Annotated in this window: 23 protein-coding genes; 6 read left to right on the top strand and 17 right to left on the bottom strand. The window is 73.2% G+C overall.

Annotation, left to right across the window (positions count from 1 at the left end):
* Positions 1-8: 8 nt before the first annotated feature.
* The 8 genes from CRYAR_RS24590 to CRYAR_RS24555 all read right to left on the bottom strand — a co-directional run bounded on the left by CRYAR_RS24590 (position 9) and on the right by CRYAR_RS24555 (position 4,765).
* Positions 9-1,085: a hypothetical protein gene (locus CRYAR_RS24590; protein WP_035855492.1), complete on the bottom strand. Its 1,077-nt coding sequence runs from the start codon at positions 1,083-1,085 to the stop codon at positions 9-11.
* Entirely contained in the window at positions 1,082-1,585 is a 504-nt protein-coding gene (locus CRYAR_RS24585; protein ID WP_051570906.1) for a SigE family RNA polymerase sigma factor, read from the bottom strand. The genes CRYAR_RS24590 and CRYAR_RS24585 overlap by 4 nt, the downstream gene beginning before the upstream one ends.
* 36 nt (positions 1,586-1,621) lie before the next feature.
* Positions 1,622-2,050, bottom strand: coding sequence for a MerR family DNA-binding protein (locus CRYAR_RS24580; protein WP_035855491.1), 429 nt, complete (start codon positions 2,048-2,050; stop codon positions 1,622-1,624).
* The gene (locus CRYAR_RS24575; RefSeq protein ID WP_211247617.1) at positions 2,022-2,522 is read right to left on the bottom strand and encodes a LuxR C-terminal-related transcriptional regulator; all 501 of its coding nucleotides are present in this window, start codon (positions 2,520-2,522) and stop codon (positions 2,022-2,024) included. Before CRYAR_RS24575 ends, CRYAR_RS24580 begins: the two co-directional genes overlap by 29 nt.
* A 92-nt stretch (positions 2,523-2,614) precedes the next feature.
* The gene (locus tag CRYAR_RS24570) at positions 2,615-2,929 is read right to left on the bottom strand and encodes a hypothetical protein (protein ID WP_157018032.1); all 315 of its coding nucleotides are present in this window, start codon (positions 2,927-2,929) and stop codon (positions 2,615-2,617) included.
* 104 nt (positions 2,930-3,033) lie between these two features.
* Positions 3,034-3,357 carry a transcriptional regulator gene (locus CRYAR_RS24565; RefSeq protein WP_211247616.1) on the bottom strand — a complete coding sequence of 108 codons (324 nt, stop codon included), beginning with the start codon at positions 3,355-3,357 and terminating at the stop codon, positions 3,034-3,036.
* Entirely contained in the window at positions 3,354-3,908 is a 555-nt protein-coding gene (locus CRYAR_RS24560; protein ID WP_035855488.1) for a hypothetical protein, read from the bottom strand. Before CRYAR_RS24560 ends, CRYAR_RS24565 begins: the two co-directional genes overlap by 4 nt.
* Before the next feature lie 23 nt (positions 3,909-3,931).
* Positions 3,932-4,765: a sulfurtransferase gene (locus CRYAR_RS24555; RefSeq protein WP_035855487.1), complete on the bottom strand. Its 834-nt coding sequence runs from the start codon at positions 4,763-4,765 to the stop codon at positions 3,932-3,934.
* 102 nt (positions 4,766-4,867) lie between these two features.
* Between CRYAR_RS24555 and CRYAR_RS24550 the strand changes: the two genes are divergently transcribed.
* From CRYAR_RS24550 to CRYAR_RS24540, 3 genes are read left to right on the top strand one after another with little or no spacing between them, the layout of a single operon-like run.
* Positions 4,868-5,791 (top strand): glycosyltransferase family 2 protein, encoded by a 924-nt coding sequence (locus CRYAR_RS24550; protein ID WP_211247615.1) that lies wholly within the window; start codon positions 4,868-4,870, stop codon positions 5,789-5,791.
* Positions 5,788-7,242 (top strand): O-antigen ligase family protein, encoded by a 1,455-nt coding sequence (locus tag CRYAR_RS24545; protein ID WP_035855485.1) that lies wholly within the window; start codon positions 5,788-5,790, stop codon positions 7,240-7,242. Before CRYAR_RS24550 ends, CRYAR_RS24545 begins: the two co-directional genes overlap by 4 nt.
* 35 nt (positions 7,243-7,277) lie before the next feature.
* The gene (locus tag CRYAR_RS24540; RefSeq protein ID WP_051570904.1) at positions 7,278-8,384 is read left to right on the top strand and encodes a peptidoglycan recognition protein family protein; all 1,107 of its coding nucleotides are present in this window, start codon (positions 7,278-7,280) and stop codon (positions 8,382-8,384) included.
* A gap of 38 nt (positions 8,385-8,422) precedes the next feature.
* On the opposite strand, the gene CRYAR_RS24535 is transcribed toward CRYAR_RS24540, so the two are convergent.
* The 4 genes from CRYAR_RS24535 to CRYAR_RS24520 all read right to left on the bottom strand — a co-directional run bounded on the left by CRYAR_RS24535 (position 8,423) and on the right by CRYAR_RS24520 (position 11,571).
* A complete protein-coding gene (locus CRYAR_RS24535) occupies positions 8,423-9,124 on the bottom strand; it encodes a hypothetical protein (RefSeq protein ID WP_035855482.1) in 702 nt (233 codons plus the stop codon).
* Positions 9,125-9,281: 157 nt separating this feature from the next.
* The gene (locus tag CRYAR_RS43590) at positions 9,282-9,803 is read right to left on the bottom strand and encodes a GAF domain-containing protein (RefSeq protein ID WP_051570903.1); all 522 of its coding nucleotides are present in this window, start codon (positions 9,801-9,803) and stop codon (positions 9,282-9,284) included.
* 95 nt (positions 9,804-9,898) lie between these two features.
* Positions 9,899-10,771, bottom strand: a complete 873-nt coding sequence (locus CRYAR_RS24525) for an LLM class flavin-dependent oxidoreductase (RefSeq protein ID WP_035855481.1) — start codon at positions 10,769-10,771, stop codon at positions 9,899-9,901.
* A complete protein-coding gene (locus CRYAR_RS24520) occupies positions 10,768-11,571 on the bottom strand; it encodes an alpha/beta hydrolase family protein (protein WP_035855478.1) in 804 nt (267 codons plus the stop codon). The genes CRYAR_RS24525 and CRYAR_RS24520 overlap by 4 nt, the downstream gene beginning before the upstream one ends.
* Before the next feature lie 96 nt (positions 11,572-11,667).
* Here CRYAR_RS24520 and CRYAR_RS24515 point away from each other — a divergent pair, with 96 nt between their 5' ends.
* Positions 11,668-12,210, top strand: a complete 543-nt coding sequence (locus CRYAR_RS24515; protein WP_035855477.1) for a TetR/AcrR family transcriptional regulator — start codon at positions 11,668-11,670, stop codon at positions 12,208-12,210.
* A 7-nt stretch (positions 12,211-12,217) separates the two neighbouring features.
* Here CRYAR_RS24515 and CRYAR_RS24510 read toward each other — a convergent pair whose 3' ends face one another.
* The 3 genes from CRYAR_RS24510 to CRYAR_RS24500 all read right to left on the bottom strand — a co-directional run bounded on the left by CRYAR_RS24510 (position 12,218) and on the right by CRYAR_RS24500 (position 14,311).
* Positions 12,218-12,463, bottom strand: a complete 246-nt coding sequence (locus tag CRYAR_RS24510) for a helix-turn-helix transcriptional regulator (RefSeq protein ID WP_035855468.1) — start codon at positions 12,461-12,463, stop codon at positions 12,218-12,220.
* A gap of 82 nt (positions 12,464-12,545) precedes the next feature.
* Positions 12,546-13,397 (bottom strand): ABC transporter permease, encoded by an 852-nt coding sequence (locus tag CRYAR_RS24505; protein ID WP_035855467.1) that lies wholly within the window; start codon positions 13,395-13,397, stop codon positions 12,546-12,548.
* Positions 13,394-14,311 carry an ABC transporter ATP-binding protein gene (locus tag CRYAR_RS24500; RefSeq protein WP_157018030.1) on the bottom strand — a complete coding sequence of 306 codons (918 nt, stop codon included), beginning with the start codon at positions 14,309-14,311 and terminating at the stop codon, positions 13,394-13,396. The genes CRYAR_RS24505 and CRYAR_RS24500 overlap by 4 nt, the downstream gene beginning before the upstream one ends.
* 1,597 nt (positions 14,312-15,908) lie before the next feature.
* Between CRYAR_RS24500 and CRYAR_RS24495 the strand changes: the two genes are divergently transcribed.
* Both CRYAR_RS24495 and CRYAR_RS24490 read left to right on the top strand, forming a co-directional pair.
* Positions 15,909-16,343 (top strand): nuclear transport factor 2 family protein, encoded by a 435-nt coding sequence (locus tag CRYAR_RS24495; RefSeq protein ID WP_035855465.1) that lies wholly within the window; start codon positions 15,909-15,911, stop codon positions 16,341-16,343.
* Positions 16,344-16,946, top strand: coding sequence for a TetR/AcrR family transcriptional regulator (locus CRYAR_RS24490; RefSeq protein WP_035855464.1), 603 nt, complete (start codon positions 16,344-16,346; stop codon positions 16,944-16,946).
* A gap of 101 nt (positions 16,947-17,047) precedes the next feature.
* Here CRYAR_RS24490 and CRYAR_RS24485 read toward each other — a convergent pair whose 3' ends face one another.
* On the bottom strand, positions 17,048-18,049 hold the full coding sequence (locus tag CRYAR_RS24485) for a Gfo/Idh/MocA family protein (RefSeq protein WP_035866192.1): 1,002 nt from the start codon (positions 18,047-18,049) through the stop codon (positions 17,048-17,050).
* A 5-nt stretch (positions 18,050-18,054) separates the two neighbouring features.
* Complete coding sequence (locus CRYAR_RS24480) at positions 18,055-19,137, bottom strand: phytanoyl-CoA dioxygenase family protein (RefSeq protein ID WP_035855463.1); 1,083 nt, start codon at positions 19,135-19,137, stop codon at positions 18,055-18,057.
* Positions 19,138-19,156: the final 19 nt, after the last annotated feature.

Below are 19,156 nucleotides of genomic sequence, written 5' to 3'. Positions count from 1 at the left end.
CCGTCCGCTCACCGGCGGACGGGGACGTAATCCGGCCCCGGGGTGATCCCGGACGCGAACGCCATCAGGTCCGCGTCGCTCGTCCGCTTCGGCACCAGCACCACCGCGACCTGGTTCTCCGGGAAGCGCACCAGCGCGGTCTTCCACAGCTCCTGGTAGGACCGTTTCCGGATGACGGTCCGGCCGTCCAGCGCCCGGGTCTCCAGCACCGGTTGGCGGTCCGAGAAGCCCGCGTAGCCCTCGACGGGGTCGGCGTTGCCGAGCCGGATCATGTACGGCGTGAGGGTCTTCTGGCCCGCTTCGGTGGACATCCAGGTCGTCATCGACGTGGGCGCCAGGTTGATCGTGGCGCCGCGCCAGTCGTCGTACTGGCTGGCCACTACCCGCAGACCGGTCAGGTCGGCGATGCGGACGACGTGCGGCACCGGGCGCTCCCGGTCGACCAGGCCCCGCGCGACCCGGAGCAGGTCGTCACCGGACGCGGCCAGCGGCTTCTCCCCGCCGGCGAAGTGCAGGTGGACTTGCACCCACTGGCCCGGTTTCCGCTGCCAGGTGATCTCCTCGGTCGCACCGTCGGCGTCCGGGGAATTCGTGCCGTACGGCGGGGCGCCGACGGCGTGCGGCGGCACCGAGTACGTCGTCGCGGTGACGCCGTTGACGTCGGCGGTCCCGGTCGTGCCGTTGCCGCGGGTCGGCGGGAGCTCCACCGGGGAGATCGTCACCTCGATCGGCTCGCGGTCGGCGGTCGCGGTGAGCCGCCAGACGCCGGGCGGGACCAGGTCCAGCGTCTCGGTGTCGAATCCGTCCGGTAGCCAGCCGAAGTCCACCGGCGACGGCGGAGCGCTGTCATCAGGGTGCGGCGAGGCCGGGACGAGCCGGTCGGGGGTACGCCAGGGCGCGACGGCCCAGAGCACGCCCGCGCCCGCGAGGAACACCACCGCGGCGACGCAGCTGAGCAGCGCCCGGCGGCGACGGCGCCGGCGGGTGTCGCGGGCCAGCACGGCGTCGGCCAGGTTCGGGTGCGCGGAGATTCCGGCGGCCCAGTCGGCCAGCACGTGCCGCACCGCCTGTTCGGTCTCGTTCATCGCAGCTGTCCTCCCTGCAACTCGTGTGCTGTTCCGCGCAGCCGGGCCAGCCCACGGCTGGCGTGTGCCCGGACCGTGACCGGCGAGCAGCCGATGAGCTCGCCGATCGCGGTGTCGTCGAGGTCCTCGTAGAAGCGCAGCACCAGCACGGCGCGCTGCTGGCGCGGCAGGGCGCTCAGCGCCTGCCGGAGCGCGTCCCGCTCGGCGTAGCGTTCGGCGTGGTCACTGCCCGGCAGCGCGACGTCGGGCGCGGCGGCCGACGGGGTCTCGGACGACGACCGGCGCCGCCGCCAGCTCAGGTACTGCCGCAGGATCGCTTTCCGGACGTAGCTGCTGATCGCGTCCGTGCGTTCCAGCGTCGACCAGCGCCGGTGGACCCGCATCAGGGCTTCCTGAAGCATGTCCTCGGCGAGGTGGTAGTTGCCGGTCAGCAGGAACGCGAAGCGGAGCAGCGGGGTGCCGTGCGCCGCCACGAACGCGTCGAAGCCGTTGGGGTCCACATACCTCACACGGGCCGGGGCCCGGGATCCGTGTAGTCAGTGCCGGTGGGATTCGGCCAGCGACGAGCCGCTCAGGCGCCCGGCGACGACCTCCGCGGCGGTCGGACAGCTCCGCGGGCCGGGGTGCGGGCACGCCAGCGCGTGCGCCACCGCGCTGCGCGCCGCCTGCGCGCGGGCGATCCGCTCGTCGAGCTCCGCGAGCTTCCGCCGGGCGAGCGCCCGCCAGGCGTCCGGGTCGTCGTCCCACGACGCCAGGACCGCGCCGATGTCACGGAGGCTGAAGCCCGCCTCCTGCAGCACCAGGATCTGGCCGACGTCCCGCGGAGCCGACGCCGGGTAGCGGCGCTGCCCGCAGACCCGCTCGGCCGCCGGGAGCAGCCCGAGCTCCTCCCAGTAGCGCAGCGCGGAGGCCGCCACCCCGGTGGCGCGGGCCAGGTCACCGATCGAGTGGCCGGAACTGGTCATCCACCAACCCTAAGCGGTGCGCGGTCACCGCGGCCTGCACGCGGTTACGCAACCCGAGCTTCTCCATCGCCGCCGAGACGTGCGTCTTCACGGTCGTGACGCCCAGGTGCAGCGCCGCGCCGATCTCCGCGTTCGACAACCCCGCGCCGACGAGCGCCGGCACCTCGGTCTCGCGGAGGGTGAGCGGGTGGGCGGGCGGAGCGGACGACGCGGCGGCGTGGGCCTCGACCGCCCGCGCCACGATCCGCGACAGCACCGAGGGGGCCAGCCGCGGCTCGCCCAGGGCGGCGCGCCGCACGGCGTCGATCATCTCCTCCGGCGGCCCGTCCTTGACCAGGTAGCCGATCGCTCCCGCGCCGAGCGCGCCGAAGAGGTCGGCGTCGTCGGCGAAGGTCGTCAGCACCAGGACGCGGGTCGAGGGCTGGGCGTCGACGATCCGGCGCGTCGCGGAGATCCCGTCGACGAGCGGCATGCGCAGGTCCATCAGCACCCAGGCGCGCGTCGAACCGCCAGCCTCGGCCGTCGGGTCCGGCCGTGAGCGTGCCGCCCAGCAGCGCGACCCGTTCACGCAGCCCGGTCATCCCCGGTCCGGCGCCGCCCTTCCTGCACCACCCGTACCGCGGTGGTGCGGAGCACCAGCGGCGCCACGGCGACGTCCTCGGCGATCTCGTCGTCGACCCGCAGGCCGGCGGCGCGGACCCGCCCGACCGCCTCGCCCGTCGCCTGCTCGGGTTCGGTGGCGGGAGCGCCGGTGACCTCGGGGTCACGCAGCACTTCGAGCAGGCCCCGTAACTCGTTGAGCACCTGGATCGACGTGCCGCGGACGGTGTCGAGCGCCACGACCAGGCTGAGCGCCGTACCCCCCCACCACCGTCGCATGTCCTCCAACCTAGGCCGCGGGCGGAGCACGGCCTCCTCCTTCTGGCCGCGTCACCGGCCGTCGGCGGGGTCGGCCGCGTTCGTGTACCACCCGCGGCGGTCGGTCAGGGGTCCTGGCGTTTCTCGTTGAACCGGTTGACCAGGTTGGACAGCAGCCGCATCTCGGCGGCAAGCGCCTGCTCACCGGCCGGGGTGATCGCCGCCCAGGTGCGCGGGCGCCGGCCCTCGTAGCCCTTGGTGATCGCGATCAGGCCCTGCGCGGCGAGGATGTCGAGGTGGCGGCCGAGGTTGCCGTCGGTGAGGCCGAGGAGCTTCTTCAGGTAGGGGAAGTCGGCCTGGCCCGCCTCGTCGAGCACGGTCAGCAACGCGAGGCGGGTCTTCTGGTGGATCGTGTCGTCGAGCCCGAGCGCCGGGTGCGGCTCGGTCACCGCCGGGCCAGACCCCAGGCGAGGAGCGCGAGCCCACCGACGAGCTCCACGCCGCTGAACAGCCACGGGTTGCCCGACAGCGCGGCCAGCCCGCCGAGGCAGCCGACGAAGGCCAGGACCTTCGCCACCGTCCGCAGTTCGCGGGTGTGCTGCTTCAGTGCGACCGCGTAGAGCACGGCGGCCGGCCACACCAGGGGCGCGAAGACGCCGACGAACAGCACCGGGACGAACAGGATCGCGAGTAGCGGCACGCTGACGACGTAGCCGATCGTGATCGGGCGGTAGGAGCGCGGGCCCTCGCCGACACCGTCGCGGGCGGCGACGTGGCGGGCGTGCTGCCAGAGCGCGAACAGCCCGAGCGCCCCGGCGAGCGGCCAGTAGACCAGTGCGGTGAGGTGCGTGGCCATCGCGCTCTCGGTCGCCGCCGACACCGCCGCGGCGAGCAGGACGTGCGCGACGACCAGCGCGCCGAACGTCAGCAGGGGAGCCGTGACCGCACGACGGTCGCTGCGGACGCGGTCGCGGAGCTCTTCCAGGTACGCCTCTGTCATACCTAGAACTCTACAACGCAGAGTCAATCGGCCGCGCCCGGGAGTTCCCCGGTCGCGGCCGGGCGCGCCGGGTCGGCCGACCACGCCGACCACGAGCCCGGATAGAGCGTGGCCGGGATACCGGCGACCGCCAGCGCGACCAGCTCGTGGGCCGCGGTGACGCCCGAGCCGCAGTAGACGCCGATCTCGGCGTCGGCGTAGGGCGCGAACCGTTCCCGGAGCGCGCCGGTCGACAGGAACCGGCCGTCGGGGCCGAGGTTGCCGGCGGTCGGCACGTTGTGTGCGCCCGGGATGTGCCCGGCGCGCGGATCGACCGGCTCGACCTCGCCGCGGTAGCGCTCGGCGGCGCGGGCGTCGAGCAGGACCCCCGGGAACGCCGGGATGTCGTCGGTGGCGAGCGTGGGCAGGTGGCCGGGGCTGAGCGTCACGTCGCCCGGTTCCGGCTCGTGGTCGCCGGACTCGGTCGGGTAGCCGGCCGCGGCCCAGGCACCGAAGCCGCCGTCGAGCACGCGGACGGACTCGCACCCGGCCCACCGCAGCAGCCACCAGGCGCGGGCGGCCGCGAGACCACCGGTGTTGTCGTAGACGACGACCGGCTGCCCTTCGCGCAGGCCCCAGCGGCGGGCGGCGGCCTGCAGGTCGGCGACGTCGGGCAGCGGGTGGCGCCCACCCTCCGGGCCCGCCGGGGCCGCGAGCTCGGTGTCGAGGTCGACGAAGACCGCCCCCGGGAGATGGGCCTCGCGGTAGTGGTCGTGGCCATGCGGATCACCGAGGGCCCAGCGGACGTCGAGCAACGCCGGGGCCTGCTCGGCGGCGTGCAGACTCACGACGTCGACGAGGATCTGTTCACGACTCATGGGCCCAGTCTCCGCTAATCAGTTGTTCACCTGGCGCCCACCCGCGCGTCGCGAGCCGGTCGGGTCGAGCGCGAACGGTGTGGACTCGTGCAGAGTCTCCAGGTGAGTGTCGTGATCCCCACCCGCAACCGGCCCGGACTCGTGGTGCGGGCGGTCCGGAGCGCGCTGGCGCAGACTCTGCCCGACCTCGACGTGGTCGTCGTCGTGGACGGTCCGGACCCCGCGACCGGCGCGGCGCTGGCCGCGATCGGCGACGACCGGCTGCGCGTCGTCGAGCTCGCCGAGTCCGGCGGCGCACCGAACGCCCGCAACGCCGGCGTGCGCGCCGCGCGGGGCGAGTGGACCGCGTTCCTCGACGACGACGACGAATGGCTGCCGGAGAAGCTCGCGACCCAGCTGGCGCTCGCGCAGGAGTCGCCGTACGCGCTGCCGATCGTCTCCAGCCGCCTGTACATGCGCACGCCGCGGGCCGACACCGTGCTCCCGCGCCGCTTACCGGGCGACGGCGAGCAGCCGACCGAGTACCTGACCGTGCGCCGGGGCGTGTTCCACGGCGACGGCTTCCTGCAGACCTCGACGATCATGGCGCGCACCGAGCTGCTGCGCCGGGTGCCGTTCACCGCCGGGTTACGCCGCCTGCAGGAGCTCGACTGGAGCCTGCGGTGCCTGGAGCACGAGGGCGTCGGCCTGGTCTACGCCGACGAGCCCCTCGTCATCTGGCACGCCGACGAGAACCGGGCGCGGATCAGCGCCGACGCGCCCTGGGAGCAGTCGATCGAGTGGCTCAAGGAGAGCCGCGCGCGGGTCACGCCCCGCGCGTACGCGGCGCTGGCGATGAGCGTCGTCGCGTCGATGGCCGCCACCAGCAAGAGCCCACGGGTGTTCGCCGATCTGCTGGGGGAGGCGGTCCGCCACGGCCGGCCCGGGCCGATCGACTACCTGACCTACGTCCAGGTGTGGCTGCTCCCGCCGGGCTTCCGGCGCGCCGTGCGCGACCGTGTGCTCGGCCAGGCCGCGGCCGGATGATCAGGGTCCTCTCGGCCGCGGTACTCGTGGTCGCGGCCACGATCGTCGAGTTCGTCCGCACCGGCAGCGTCACCGAGACCGGTGAGGCCGCGGTCGCCGCGCTGATCGCGGCGGGCGTCGCGTGGCTCGCGCTCTCGCTTCCGGGCACCACCGTGCAGGGCACCGTGCTCGGCGGCACGCTGGTGCTCGCGGGCATCCTCACCTGGACCTCCACCGACCGACCGATCGCCATCTGGGCGGTGCTCGGCGTCGGCGGCGTGCTCTACGCGTGGTGGAGCCGGCCGTGGCTCGGCGGTCTCCGGCAGCTGCCCCGGCTCGGCGGCGCGTGGACCGGCCTGGCGTACTGGCCGCTCGGCGTGGCCGGCGCGCTCCTGGTCGGACACTGGACCGTCGGCGCGCAGCGGGCCGCCTACGCCGGGGTGTTCGCGCTCGCCGTCCTCGCCGTCGTCGCCTACGTACGCGGCACCGGGCGGGACCCCAGCGTGGCCGTCGCCGCCGCGATCCTGCTCGGCGTCGCGGCGCTGCTGTGGGCCGGGGCCGGGAGCCTGTTCGACTCGGTGCGCGAGGCTCCGGCGGGCTCCGCGCAGGGCATGCGCGACCGCTTCTGGGGCGGCCTGGGGTTCTTCTACCACCCGAACTCGCTCTCCGGTCTCGCGGTGATCGCGGCGATCCGCGTCGGCGCCGACCGGGCGTTCGGGCTCGCGCCGCGGCTGGCCGTCACCGGCCTGGCCGGCCTGGTGCTGCTGCTCAGCAACTCGCGGACCGGCCTGCTGTTCGCGGGTGCCGCGGCCGTGCTGCACGCGTTCCTGGTGCTCCGGAACCGGCGCGCGGACCTGCCGGACCACCGGCGCCGCTGGCTCGCCGCCGCCACCCCGTTCCTCGTGCTGGTGATCGTCTACGTCTCGTCCGGCGGCATCGACCACCTGACCCGGGACCGGCTCGGCACCGGCGCGACCCCCGGCGGCAGCCCGGTGGCTGCGGCCACGAGCGGCCGCACCGACACCTGGCGGCAGGTCTGGCGCGACTGGGAGAACGCACCGGTGGCCGAGAAGCTGTTCGGCGACGCGACGACCTCGCGGGCGGTGGTCATCCGGCTCGATGACGGCGCGCCGCCCGAGGGTCCGCGCCGTCAGCTGAACACCGACAACGCCGCGGTCGGCGCGTTCCGGCGCGGCGGGGTCGTCGGCGCGGTCGCGTTCGTGCTCGGCGTCGCGCTGCTCGTCGTCCACGCCCTGCGCCGACGCCGGGGAGGCGGGTGGCCGGCCGCGTGGTTCACGATCGGCGCGCTGGCGGTGGTGCCGACGATCGCCACCGAGGACTGGCTGCTCGGCGGGACGAACGGCGCACTCTGGCTCCTCCTGGTCGCCGGTGAGGCGTACCTGGTGCTCCGGCCGGCTCCGCCGGTGGAACCTGAGTTACCGGTGGGAATCTTGACAACTCCGGTTAAGTAAGTCCGGAGTGGATGATTCCCGCCGAGAGGACACCAATGCCGTCCCGTCGTTCCGTACTCGCCGCCGCCGCCGGAGTGTTAGCCGGGTTACCGGTCCTGGGGGCGCCGGCCACCGCGCTCGCCGCCCCGGGTCCGGCGCCGGCCGCCGGTAGCCCGATCCCGGACACCCTCGCCAGCAAGCTCGCGGTGAACGCCCGCCGGAAGGCCGACGAGTCGAAGTTCCCGCTGACCCACCTCGCGGTGGGCTGGACCGGGCCCGCGGACGGCGCCGCGGTGCGGATCCGGACCCGGACCGGCTGGAGCGACTGGACCGGCCTGCACGGCTGCGACGGGGGCCGGGACGGCCGCGCGATCGCCAAGCGCGCGCTGCTGAACGTTCCCGGCGGCGTCGGCTACGAGCTGACGCTGCCCGGCACCGGCACGGTCACCGAGCTGAACACGGTGGACGGCCCGACGCGCGCGACCGCCGCGGCGACCCGCTCGGCGACGCCGCTTTCCACCCGCACGATCGGCCGCCCGTACCTGAGCCGCGCGGCCTGGGGCGCCGACGAGTCGCTGCGCTTCAAGGACGACGGCACCGAGCGGTTCCCGGCCGACTACTACCCGGTGCAGACCGTCACCGTGCACCACTCCGCGGGCATCAACGACGACCCGGACCCGGCCGCGACGATGCGCGCGATCTACTACGACCAGACGATCACGCGCGACTTCGGCGACTTCGGGTACCACCTGGCGATCGACGAGACCGGCCGGGTCTACGAGGGCCGCTGGTCGGGCACCGACCCGTTCCCGGTGTACGGCGGCCCGCTCGGCGAGGGCGGCAAGCCGAGGATGAACAACGCCGCGCACGTCGGCGGCTTCAACGCCGGCAACGTCGGCATCGTCCTGCTGGGTGACTTCACCAGCCGGCAGCCGACCGCGGCGGCCCGCCGGTCGCTGACCTACCTGCTGGCCGCGATCGTGGCGCTCGGCGGCCTCGACCCGCTCGGTACCACCACGTACGTGAACCCGATCAGCGGCGCCTCGAAGACCGTGCCGACGATCCCGGGTCACCGGGAGTGGGCGGCGACGCTGTGCCCGGGTGACCTGTTCTTCCCCGAACTGGCGAGCGTGCGCCAGGACGTCGCCGACCTGCTGGGCTGACGACCGGGCCCCGGGGAACTCCCCGGGGCCCGTCGCACTCAGCGCGGCGCGCGGTCGGCTTCCGGGTGGATCGGGAGCGGACGGTTGGCCACCAGGCCCCAGCGCTCGGTCCAGCGGAACGTGCGGTCCACGCTGATCGGGCGCCGGGCCCGCACCCACTGCTCGACGTCGACGGCGCCGCGGCGGGCGTCGATCGTCTGGATGCTCCACTGACCGTTCGACGCGAAGTCCGACGACGTCACGAAGTCCAGGACCTGCGGCCGGTAGCCCTTGAACGAGCCGTGGTAACCCCGCACCTTCTTGAACGTGTAGACGTAGTACCAGGAGTAGCCGACGTCCTTGTTCGTCCGCTGGCACAGGAAGTGCACGAGCACGTCGGGCTGCCCGTCGCGGTTGACGTCCGCGGTGTCGACCTTGCGTACGAGCAGCGTGGAGCGTCCGCGGACGACCTGGCCGTAGTCGCTCTCGCCCGGGGCGACGTCGCGGAACGTGACCCGGCCGCTCGGGCAGCGCAGGCCGTCGCGCAGCCGGGCCCGGGTCCACGGCGTGTCCAGCGTCGCGTTCTGCCAGTCGAACCGGTCGATCGTGCGTGACGTGGTGAGCGGCGGCTGCGGCGCCGCCGGGGTCTGGGGCCGGGCCGGTGCGGCGGCCGCCGGCGCGGCGATACCGCCGACCGCGGCGGCGACCATCGTGAACGCCGCTGCGGCCGCCAGGCGTCCGCGGAGTGTCCTGAGTGTCATGTGACTGCTTCCCCGTTCTCACCGGGCGGTCCGGTGGTGACGACGAGGGTGCTACCGGTCACAGTGGACGCGCCACCTACCGTCATGTTGCCGACAGCGTGCAACGCGACGGCCGGTTACCGACATCGGGGTGGTGCGGCCGCGCCCGCGGCCGCCGTCAGGAGCGGTAGCGGCCGAGCGCGGCGAGCGCGTCCGCGGCCCCGGTCTCCAGGGCCAGGACGTCGGCGATGCCCGCGGTGAACGGCTCGGGGGAGAGCAGGCAGTGGCTGCCGATGACGTCGCCACCGGCGCTGAACAGCGGCACCCCGGCGTAGCCGCGCAGCCCGAGCGCGGTGACGAACGGGTTCGCGCCGAGCAGCGGCTCGGCCCGCAGGTCGGCGACGACGTGCGAGTGCCCGTTGCGGATCATCGGCGCGCAGAACGACCACCGGACGGGGACGCTGAACCGGTCGACGACGCGGTCGCCCACCCGCACCGCCGACGGCAGGCCGTGCAGGCCGACGCAGTACTGGAACTCGCCGCCCAGCAGCGTGATCAGGCTGATCGGCCGGCCGGTCCAGGCGACCGTGCGGGCGGCGATGTCGTCGAGCTCGGCGGTCAGCGCGGGGTCACGAGGGTCGTACCGGCCGACCTCGGCCAGGCGCGCGGGGTCACCGAGCGTCGATTCGACGAACTGCATTGGCGCTGCCCCTCCCTGGGCGGTGAGCCGGACACCAGGTTCGTCGGTTGCTTTTCGCGCGTCCGGAGCCGGTGGCGCGGTCCGCACCCGGACCGCTACCGGCCGGTCACCCCGCGGATCACCTCGTCCGCCAGCCACCGTGCCACCCCGTCCGGGTAGGGCGCCGCCACGCTCAGCACGAAGTGCCGGAACCCGGCGTCGAGCGCCGCGCCGATCGCGTCCCGGGCCACTCCGGGCGCCTCGTACGCCACCCCGAGCTGCATCGACCGCACGATCTCGGCCGGATCCCGGCCGATCTCCGCGCAGTACCGGTCGAGCCGGGCGCTGCGCTCGGCGAGGTCGGAGACGTCCCCGCCACCGGCGATGTTCCAGACGTCGGCGTGCTCGGCCGCCACCCGCAGCGTCGACGACGCCCGTCCGCCGATCACGATCGGGGGACCGGGGCGCTGCACCGGCTTCGGGTTGCCGTACGCCCCGGTGAGCCGCACGTACTTCCCGTCGACGTCGAACGGCTCGTCCGCCGTCCAGAGCCGCCGGATCACCGCGCACGCCTCGGCGAACGCGCCGATCGCGTCGTCGGTCTCCACGAACGGCAGGCCGTGCGCCTCGTACTCACGGCGGGCCAGCGGGTGACCGGGCCGCGACCCGACCCCGATCCCGAAGTCGAGGCGCCCGCCCGCCACCACGTCGACGGTCGTGGCCATCTTCGCGAGCACGGCCGGCGGCCGGAACCGGTTGCTGGTCACCAGCAGCCCGACACGCAGCCGGGACGTCTGGGCGGCGAGCGCGGAGAGCAGCGTCCAGCCCTCGAACGCCGGGCCGTCCGGGTCGCCGAAGATCGGCATCAGGTGGTCGTAGAGCCAGGCGTGCTCGATCTCCGCGACCGTGTCCGCCTCCCGCCAGACCCGCTGCAGGTCCGGGTAGCCGACCTGGGCCTGCGCCGTCATGATGCCGAACGTCGGCCTCATTTCTGCCCCAGTTTTCCCTGCTCGGCGTCGACGGTGATGTCGGTTCCGCGCAGGTAGGCGGTGGTGACCCGCTGGACCTGAGCGACCCGCTCCGGGTTCTCGTCGGTCGTCTCCCCGGCGTGGTAGCCGGTGATGCCGCCGAGCGAGTGCTCGCCGCCGAACAGCGTCAGCAGGTGCGTGGCGCCGGGGCTCAGGCGGTAGACGTCGGTGAACCAGTCCGGCCCGCGGGTGGAGAGCCGCGACTGGTCGGCGTCGCCGGCCACGACGAGCGTCGGCGTCTTCAGGTTCGCGAAGTCCGGGCGCATGAACGCGAAGTGCTCGGCCGCGAACGGCACGAGGTCCTCACCGGTGCCGGTGGCGGCCAGCAGCACGCCGGCGGTGATCCGCCGGTCGGTCCAGTCCTCGTCGACGCCGACGACCCGCGCGCCGAGCAGCATGCCTGCGGTCTGGGCGCCCCAGGAGTGGCCGGCGATCGCGATCCGGTCGAGGTCGAGGCGTCCGATGGCCGGCAGTTCGTCGAGCACCCGGGTCAGGTCCTCGGCGCGGGTCCGCCAGATCTCCGGTGTGCGCGGGTCGTCCGGGGGCAGGGCCAGCGTGCGGGAGTCCAGGTGGGTGGGTTGCAGCACGGCGAACCCGTTCGCGACCCAGTGGTCGACGAGCGGGTCGTAGCCGTCCTTCGACTCGCCGAAGCCGTGCGAGAACACGATCACCGGCAGGTGGTCGCCGGTCGGCGGCATCGACACGCGGACCTGCAGGTCCTCGCCCCGGCCGGGGGCGGGTAACACGACGGTGGTGCTCATTGAGGTACCTTCTCAGTTAAGCGGAGCGTTGTTCCACAAACATACGGAGCATTGTTCCGTTTAGCAACAGGGCAGGTCGTGGGGCACCATGGGCCCATGGCGAAGCGGGCTGACGCACGGCGGAACGAGGAGACGCTGCTCGACGCGGCGGCGGCCGTTTTCGTCTCTTCGGGCGTGGACGCTCCGGTGCGTGACATCGCGGCCAAGGCCGGCGTCGGCATGGGCACGATCTACCGGCACTTCCCGACCCGGTCGGACCTGATCATCGCGGTCTACCGCCACCAGGTGGAGGCGACCGCCGCCGCCGGGCCCGCCCTGCTGGAGTCGAGCGAGACGCCGCACGCGGCGCTCGGCCGCTGGATCGAGAAGTTCGTCGACTTCCTGGTCACCAAGCACGGCCTGGCGACCGCGCTGCAGTCCGACGAGGCGGGGTTCCAGTCGCTGCACGCGTACTTCCTCGACCGCCTCCAGCCGGTCTGCGGCGAGCTGATCGCCGCCGCGGCCGCGGCCGGCGAGATCCGCGACGACGTCGACCCGTTCGAGCTGCTGTACGCGGTCGGCAACCTCTGCATCGGCAACGATCCGCGCTACGACGCCCGTCGCGTGGTCGGCTTCCTGATCGCGGGCCTGGCCCGCTGACCCGCCGCTACGCCGACTGGCGGGAACCGCCGAGGCGGGGGAACGGGGCGGTGGAGAAGACGACCTCGACCGCTACCTCGAAGTAGTCGGCGATCCGCAGCGCGAGGTGCAGCGACGGGCTGTACTCACCGCGCTCGAGGTAGCCGACCGTCTGGTAGTGCACCCCGAGCGCCTCGGCCAGGTCGCGCCGGGAGATGCCCCGTTCGGCCCGGAGCATCGCGATCCGGTTGTAAATGGCCTCGTTCTTGTCCATGTTCCCCTCGGGCGGCTGGCCGCCGGGTTTCCTCACGCGGCCCGCCGCCGGATTTCCTCGCGCGGCTCGCCGCCCGGTTTCCTCACGCGGCCCGCTGCAGAGCCCGCTCCCGCCGTGCGATCACGGCGGAACCGGACTCCCTGCGGGCCATCCTGCGCAGAACGATAGGCGCCGCGAGCAGTCCGGCGATCGCCCAGGCCCCCAGGACGCCGAGCGTCTCCAGGTGCTGCCACGACCCCGCGTGCTCCACCGCCGCCATGCTGTCGGGCAGCAGTGCCGACCGCATCCCGAGGCCCAGCCAGTACACCGGGAACACCCGCCCGAGCGCCGCCAGCCAGTCCGGGTAACCGTCGAGCGGGTAGAAGATCCCGGAGATCGCGATGAGCGCCATGATCGGCAGGATCGCGAGGCCGCCGTTGCGCGGGTTGTCGATGAGCGCGCCGAGCACCGCGCCCAGCGGCAGCGTCGCCACCAGGCCGAGCACCAGCACCCAGGCGAGCGTCAACCACCCGGTGACGCTGCCGATCGCCAGCCCGTCGAGCAGGAACAGGCTCGGCACCAGGATGATCGCGATGTTGACGACCGTCATCGACGACACCAGCACGATCTTGCCGACGAGATACCCGACCATGCCGCTCGGCACGGCCTTGGCCCGCAGCAGCGTGCCGTCCTCGCGCTCGACCGCGAGCGACATCATCATCGTCGACAGTCCGCTGAAGACGATCGTCATGCCCATCAGGCTGGGCAGCGTCCGGGCCCCGAGCGAGAAGTCCGTGCCCGGCACGGTGTCGCCACGGGTGAAGTACATGACGACCAGGTAGATGACGCTGGGCAACACGTGGTTCCACAGGTCCATCGGCGTCGTCAGGGTCTGGCGCAGCTCGATCAGACCACGTGACGTCCCGGCCCGGACGGCGTTCAGAGTGGGGTTCACGACGACGCCACCTCCGAGAACTCGCGGACCGCGGTGTCGCGGCGTCCGGCTTCGAACTGCCGCACCATCGTCATGTAGGTGTCCTCGAGGCTGGCCCGGCGCACCTCGAGGTCGGTGATCCCGTCGTCGTGCTGCCGGAACAGCCCGCGGACGAACGCGGTCGCGTCGTCGGTGGCGTGCACGTAGCGGGTGCCGCCGACGCGCCAGCGCACCTCGGCCTGGGTGGAGATCCGCCGGGTCAGCGCGTCGGCCGAGCCGTCGGCGATGATCGTGCCGCCGCACAGGATGAGGATCCGGTCGGCGAGCTTCTCGGCCTCGTCCAGGTCGTGCGTGGTCAGCAGGATCGTGGTGTCGTCGTCGGCGATCTCGTGCACGAGGTCGTGGAACTCGCGGCGGGCCTCGGGGTCGAAACCCGCGGTCGGCTCGTCGAGGAAGAGCAGTTCGGGATGGCCGATGATGCCGACCGCCACGTCGAACCGGCGTCGCTGGCCGCCGGAGAGGCTGCTGATCTTGAGGCCGGCCTGGGCGGACAGGCCGACCGCGGCCAGCAGATCGTCGACGTTCCACGGGCGGCGGTCGCCGGCGAACGCCCGGTAGTAGCGGCTCAGGTGCTCGAGCAGCTCCCGGACCCGCCATTTGCTGTGGTCGCGCCAGGACTGCAGCACGATGCCGACGCGGGCGCGCCAGCTCTCCCCACCGCGCGCCGGGTCCGCGCCGAGCACCCGCACCTCCCCGGCCGACCGCCTCCGGAACCCTTCCAGGATCTCGATCGTGGTGGTCTTGCCGGCGCCGTTCGGGCCGAGCAGGACGAGGACCTCGCCCCGGAGGGCAGTGAACGAGACCCCGGTCAGTACGTCGGTGTCCCCGTAGCGCATCCGTAAGTCACGCACATCAATCGTGGTGTCGGCCTGCATGTAGTAGGTGTACTACATTTGGGAGCAGGTACACAATGGTTTGTTGATGGTGGGGGCGTGGGCGCAGAGCGCTTTCCGATGTGGCTTCCGGATTCGCCGGGGGTGGGGAATGCCGCTGTCGGCCGCAGAGGGGAGTGGTGGGCGGTCGTAGGGGGCGTCGGCCGGGCTCGAAGCCGCGGTGGAGCTCATCGCCTCCGGGGCGCCTGGGTTCGAGGGCGCTGCTGGCGTTGGCGGGCGCTGCTGGCGTTGGAGGGTGCCACTGACCTGGAGGGCGCCGCTGACCTGGAGGGCGCCGCTGACCTGGAGGGTGCCGCTGATCTCGGCGGGTGCCGACGGCCGTTTGCCGCTCGAACAGCCGCTCCGGGGCGGACTGCTCGTTCTCGCGGATCCACGGGCAACCTGCACCGTTCCACTTGCCCGGCCGAACTCCTCGCTGCACAAGCCGGGTGTGCTCGGCTCGGTCGGGGCCTGCGCGAGCTGCGGCCGGGTGGTCGCCGAGTCCAGCCGTACGCACACGGCGACGGTGGCGACCACGCACTCGGCTCTCGCCGGCGTCCTGCTCATCGCCGTCCGAGACCTCGAGCCGGTGCCACGGCGAGAGTTCGCCGCTCCGGTGTCAGCGCTCGGCCCCGCGGCCTTGTTGCCCGGTGCCCGATCGAACCGGCTGAAGTCGCCCGGAGTTCGTCTGCGACGCGCCCGGACAGGTCGGCCGCGACTGGACGACGAGGTCGGATCCCTGCCGACCTCCTGCGGCGGGGCGGGCCCGGCAGATCCGGTGGCCGCGCTCCGCGAGCCGCGCGCCAGGCTCAGCGGCGACCTCCCCGCCGCGCCTGTCCCGCCGCGCCTGTCCCGCCGCGCCTGCCAGGGGTTGTCCCGCCCCGCCCTGCCGCGCCTGCTCCGCCACGCCCATTGCGCCCGCCCCGTCGCGCCTGCCCCGCCATGCCCGCCAGGGGTTGTCCCGCCCGGCTGCCGCGCCTGTCCCGCGGCGCCCCGCCCTGCCGCGCTCGCTCTGCCGCGCCCGCCCGGGCTGCCCTGCTCTGCCACACCTGCTCCGCCGCGCCTGCTCCGCCGCGCCTGCTCCGCCGCGCCTGTCCCGCGGCGCCCCGCCCTGCCGCGCTCGCTCTGCCGCGCCCGCCCGGGCTGCCCTGCTCTGCCACACCTGCTCCGCCGCGCCTGCTCCGCCGCGCCTGCCCCGCCGCGCCTGCCCCGCCACATCTGCCCCGCCACATCTGCCCCGTCACACCTGCCGCGTCACGCCCGCCCTTCCGTGGTTCGCGGTCTGGGACGCCAATGTGGACGCGCCTCGGCTACGTGTTCGCCGTTGTCGAGGTCTCCGTGCGACTCGGCGAACAAGGATGCCGCCGATCGGCTCACATGACGCTGGCCGCGATGTGTCACGTCCACCGGGCGGACCGTCCGCATTCGTTCGTCTCGCCCGTCGCCCGGTAACCAGGCGTAACCGGCGGTCGCCCTCAGCGGCTCACCGGACCGGGCCGTAGCTCGCCTCGATGCTCAACCCCACCCGTCGGCCCCGCACTACCTGATTGCGACAACCTGTCGTATTGTTTACGACAAGTTGTCGTTAAAAGGAGCTCCCATGGACGCCCACGCTGAGATCGTCGAGTTGTTCGGGCGGTATGCCGACATCGCGGACCAGAAGGAGTACGACGAGTTGCCCGGCCTCGTCTTCACCGATCCGGTCACGCTCGACTTCGAATCGGTCGCCGGCATCCCGCCGATGACCCTGCCGCTCGGCGACTACGTCGAGATCCTGCGCGCGAGTTTCGCGCCCTTCCTGGCGACCCACCACGCGATCACCGGGCACGTCGTCACGGTCGACGGGGACCGCGCGACGGTTCACGCGCACGTCCGGGCCGAGCACTGGCTTCCCGGCGAGGGGCCGAACCGCTGGCTGGTGGTCGGCTTCTACGACAACGAGGCGGTGCGGACGGCCGACGGCTGGCGGTTCCGCCGGGTGGCGCTCACCGCGTCCTACCAGGAGAACGCGCACCTCGCGGCCGGGGTGCGCTAGGTGCCGCGGATCCGCGGGGCCAGCATCGAGGAGCACCACGAGCGGGTGTGGGCCGACCTCGCGGCGGCGGTGCGTGAGCTGATGCTCGAGCGCGACTACGAGTCGATCACGATGGGCCACATCGCGTCGCGGGCCGGGCTCGCGCGCAACACGCTCTACAACTACGCGGGGGACAAGAGCGCGCTGGTGCTGGCCCTGACCGAGCGCGCGGCCCGGCCCGCGCTCGACCGGGTGGCCTCGATCGCCGCGCGGGCCGGCGACCCGGCGGCCGACCGGATGGGTGAGATCGTCGAGGCGGTGCTCGACGCGTCCACCGACCCGGCGCTGCAGCCGATGTTCCGGCCGGGCTCCGGCCCCCTGGTCGACGCGATGCCCAGGGGACCGGCGAACCCGTTCCACGCGATCGTGGCCGAGGTGGAGAGCGTCGTCCGGGACGGCGTCGCGCGGGGCGAGTTCCGTGACGTCGGCGACGTCGGGCTCACGGTCGAGCTGCTCTCCGGTGCGATGCGGGCCGGCGCCGAACGCATCGGCCGCGACCGCGCCGCCCGCGACGCCACCGTCCGCGCCGCCCGCGACGTCATCCTCGCGGCGCTGGCCCGCTGAACCGCGGTCCGGGCCCGCCGAACCGGGCCCGCCGAACCGGGCCCGCCGAACCGGGCCCGCTGAATCGAGGTCCGGCGAGCAGGACCCCGGCCGGACCCCGGCTAGCCGCGCACCTCCGCCAGCGTGACCGGGCGTCGTTCGGCGGCCGAGCGGACGCACGCCTCGGCGATCCAGTCGGCCTCCAGCGCGTCGGCCATCGTGCAGGGCGACGGGCGGGTACCGGCCACCACCTCGGTGAACGCCTCGAACTCGCGGCGGTACGCCTCGGCGAAGCGGTCCATGAAGAACTGGTGCGGGGTGTCGGCGGGCACGAACCCGTCGGCGTCGGCCGGGCGCACCGGCACCCGCGGCTCCCAACCGGCCGCGACGCTGTCGGCCGACCCGTGCACCTCCAGGCGCACGTCGTACCCCCGCGCGTTGTAGCGGGTGTTCGACACCAGACCGAGCGTGCCGTCGTCGAACGTCAGCACGGCGGTCGAGGTGTCGACGTCACCGACCTCGGTGAACCACGGAGCGCCCTTGTTGCTGCCGGTGGCGTACACCTCGGCGACCTCACGGCCGGTGACCCAGCGCAGGATGTCGAAGTCGTGCACGCCGCAGTCGCGGTACATGCCACCGGACGCGGCGATGTAGGCCTGGGGCGGCGGCGCCGGGTCCATCGTCGTGGACCGGACGGTGTGCAGCCACCCGAGCTCCCCGCGCCGCACGGCGTCGTGCACGACGGCCATCGCGGGGTCGAAACGCCGCTGGAAGCCGACCTGCACCGGCACGTCGGCGCCGGTCAGTTCACGCACCAGCGCGGCTCCGCCGGCCGCGGTCGTGGCCAGCGGTTTCTCGCAGAACGCCGGGATACCGGCGGCCACCGCCGCGACCACCAGCGGGGCGTGCGTCGGCGTCGAGGTGGCGATCACGACGCCGTCGACGCCCGCCGCCAGCAGCGCTTCCGGTGAGGCCGCGGGCTCGGCGTCCAGCGACGCCGCGACCTGCGCGGTCAGCGCCGCGTCGAGGTCGGTGACCACCAGGTCCTTGACCGCGGGCAGGCCGCGCAGCAGCCCGGCGTGGAATCGTCCGATGCGACCGAGTCCGATCAGTCCGAGGCGCATCGTGATCACCGCCGCCGCGCGGAGTGGGCGGCGAGCCGGTCACGCAGCGCGTCGGGTGGCCACTGCTCGGCCACCGCCCGGCGCACCACGTCGGCCTGGCTGGGCGGGGCGAGCCCGTCCACCGGCTGGTCCCGATCGAGGTTCGTGGGAAACGCGTACCCCTCCGCGGTGGCCGCGATCACGTTCTCCGGGTCGGCCATTCCGATCAGGAACGGATAGACCGCGGTGCACATCCGCTCCCGATCCACGCTTTCCATCGCCCGCCCGAAGGCCGACGAGATCTGCAACAGGTTCGCCATTCGCCGGACCCCGGCGGAGCGATTCGTCCCGGCGGCGTGCATCAGCGCGGGGTTGAAGAACACCGCGTCCCCTTTACGCAACGGTAATTGCACGTGATGCTCCTGAAAGTACTCCTGGAATTCCGGTCTTCCGATCGCCAGGTAACCCGGCTCGTACTTCTGCGAATGGGGCAGGTACATCGTCGGTCCGCTCTCCACCGGCATGTCGCAGTGCGCCACCGCGCCCTGCAGCGTCAGCCGCGGCGAGAGGCTGTGCACCGCGGCGGGGTAGCGTGCGGCCTGCGCGGCGGACATGAACCCGAGGTGGTAGTCGCGGTGGCCGTTCTGCGCGGCACCCCCGGGATTGACCACATTGACCTGCGAGGTCACCTGATATCCCGGGCCGAGCCACGCGGTCGCGACCCGCGCGACGACGTCGTTCGCGTAGTACTCGGCGAACACGTCCGGGGCACGTAGCGCAAGCTTCTCCAGCGCGTTCCATACCCGGTCGTTCGCGCCCGGCGGGGCGAAATGATCACCGCCCGCTGGCTGATCCGCGATGATCGCGTCGAAAACCGCGGTCGCGCGATCGACGATCGACAGGTCGGCGAACGCGCCGGTGATCATGACGACGCCGGGGCCCTCGGAAAGGGCCCGGGACAGTTCGACCGGATCCGGCAGCCGATTCGCGTCGTAGATCAGCACGTTCTCCTCGATCGACGAGGCGAACGGATAATCGTCGGATGATGTCTTCGTGTCCACCAGTGCGGCGAGATGCTCGACCCGGCAGTCGCCGTGCGAAAACCACATGGGCGTTCCCTTCGACACC

Origin of the sequence: Cryptosporangium arvum DSM 44712, assembly GCF_000585375.1 — a bacterium.
GTDB classification, from domain to species: domain Bacteria; phylum Actinomycetota; class Actinomycetes; order Mycobacteriales; family Cryptosporangiaceae; genus Cryptosporangium; species Cryptosporangium arvum.
Note: the sequence above shows the minus strand (reverse complement) of the source record. Positions and strands in the feature narration are given on the sequence as shown.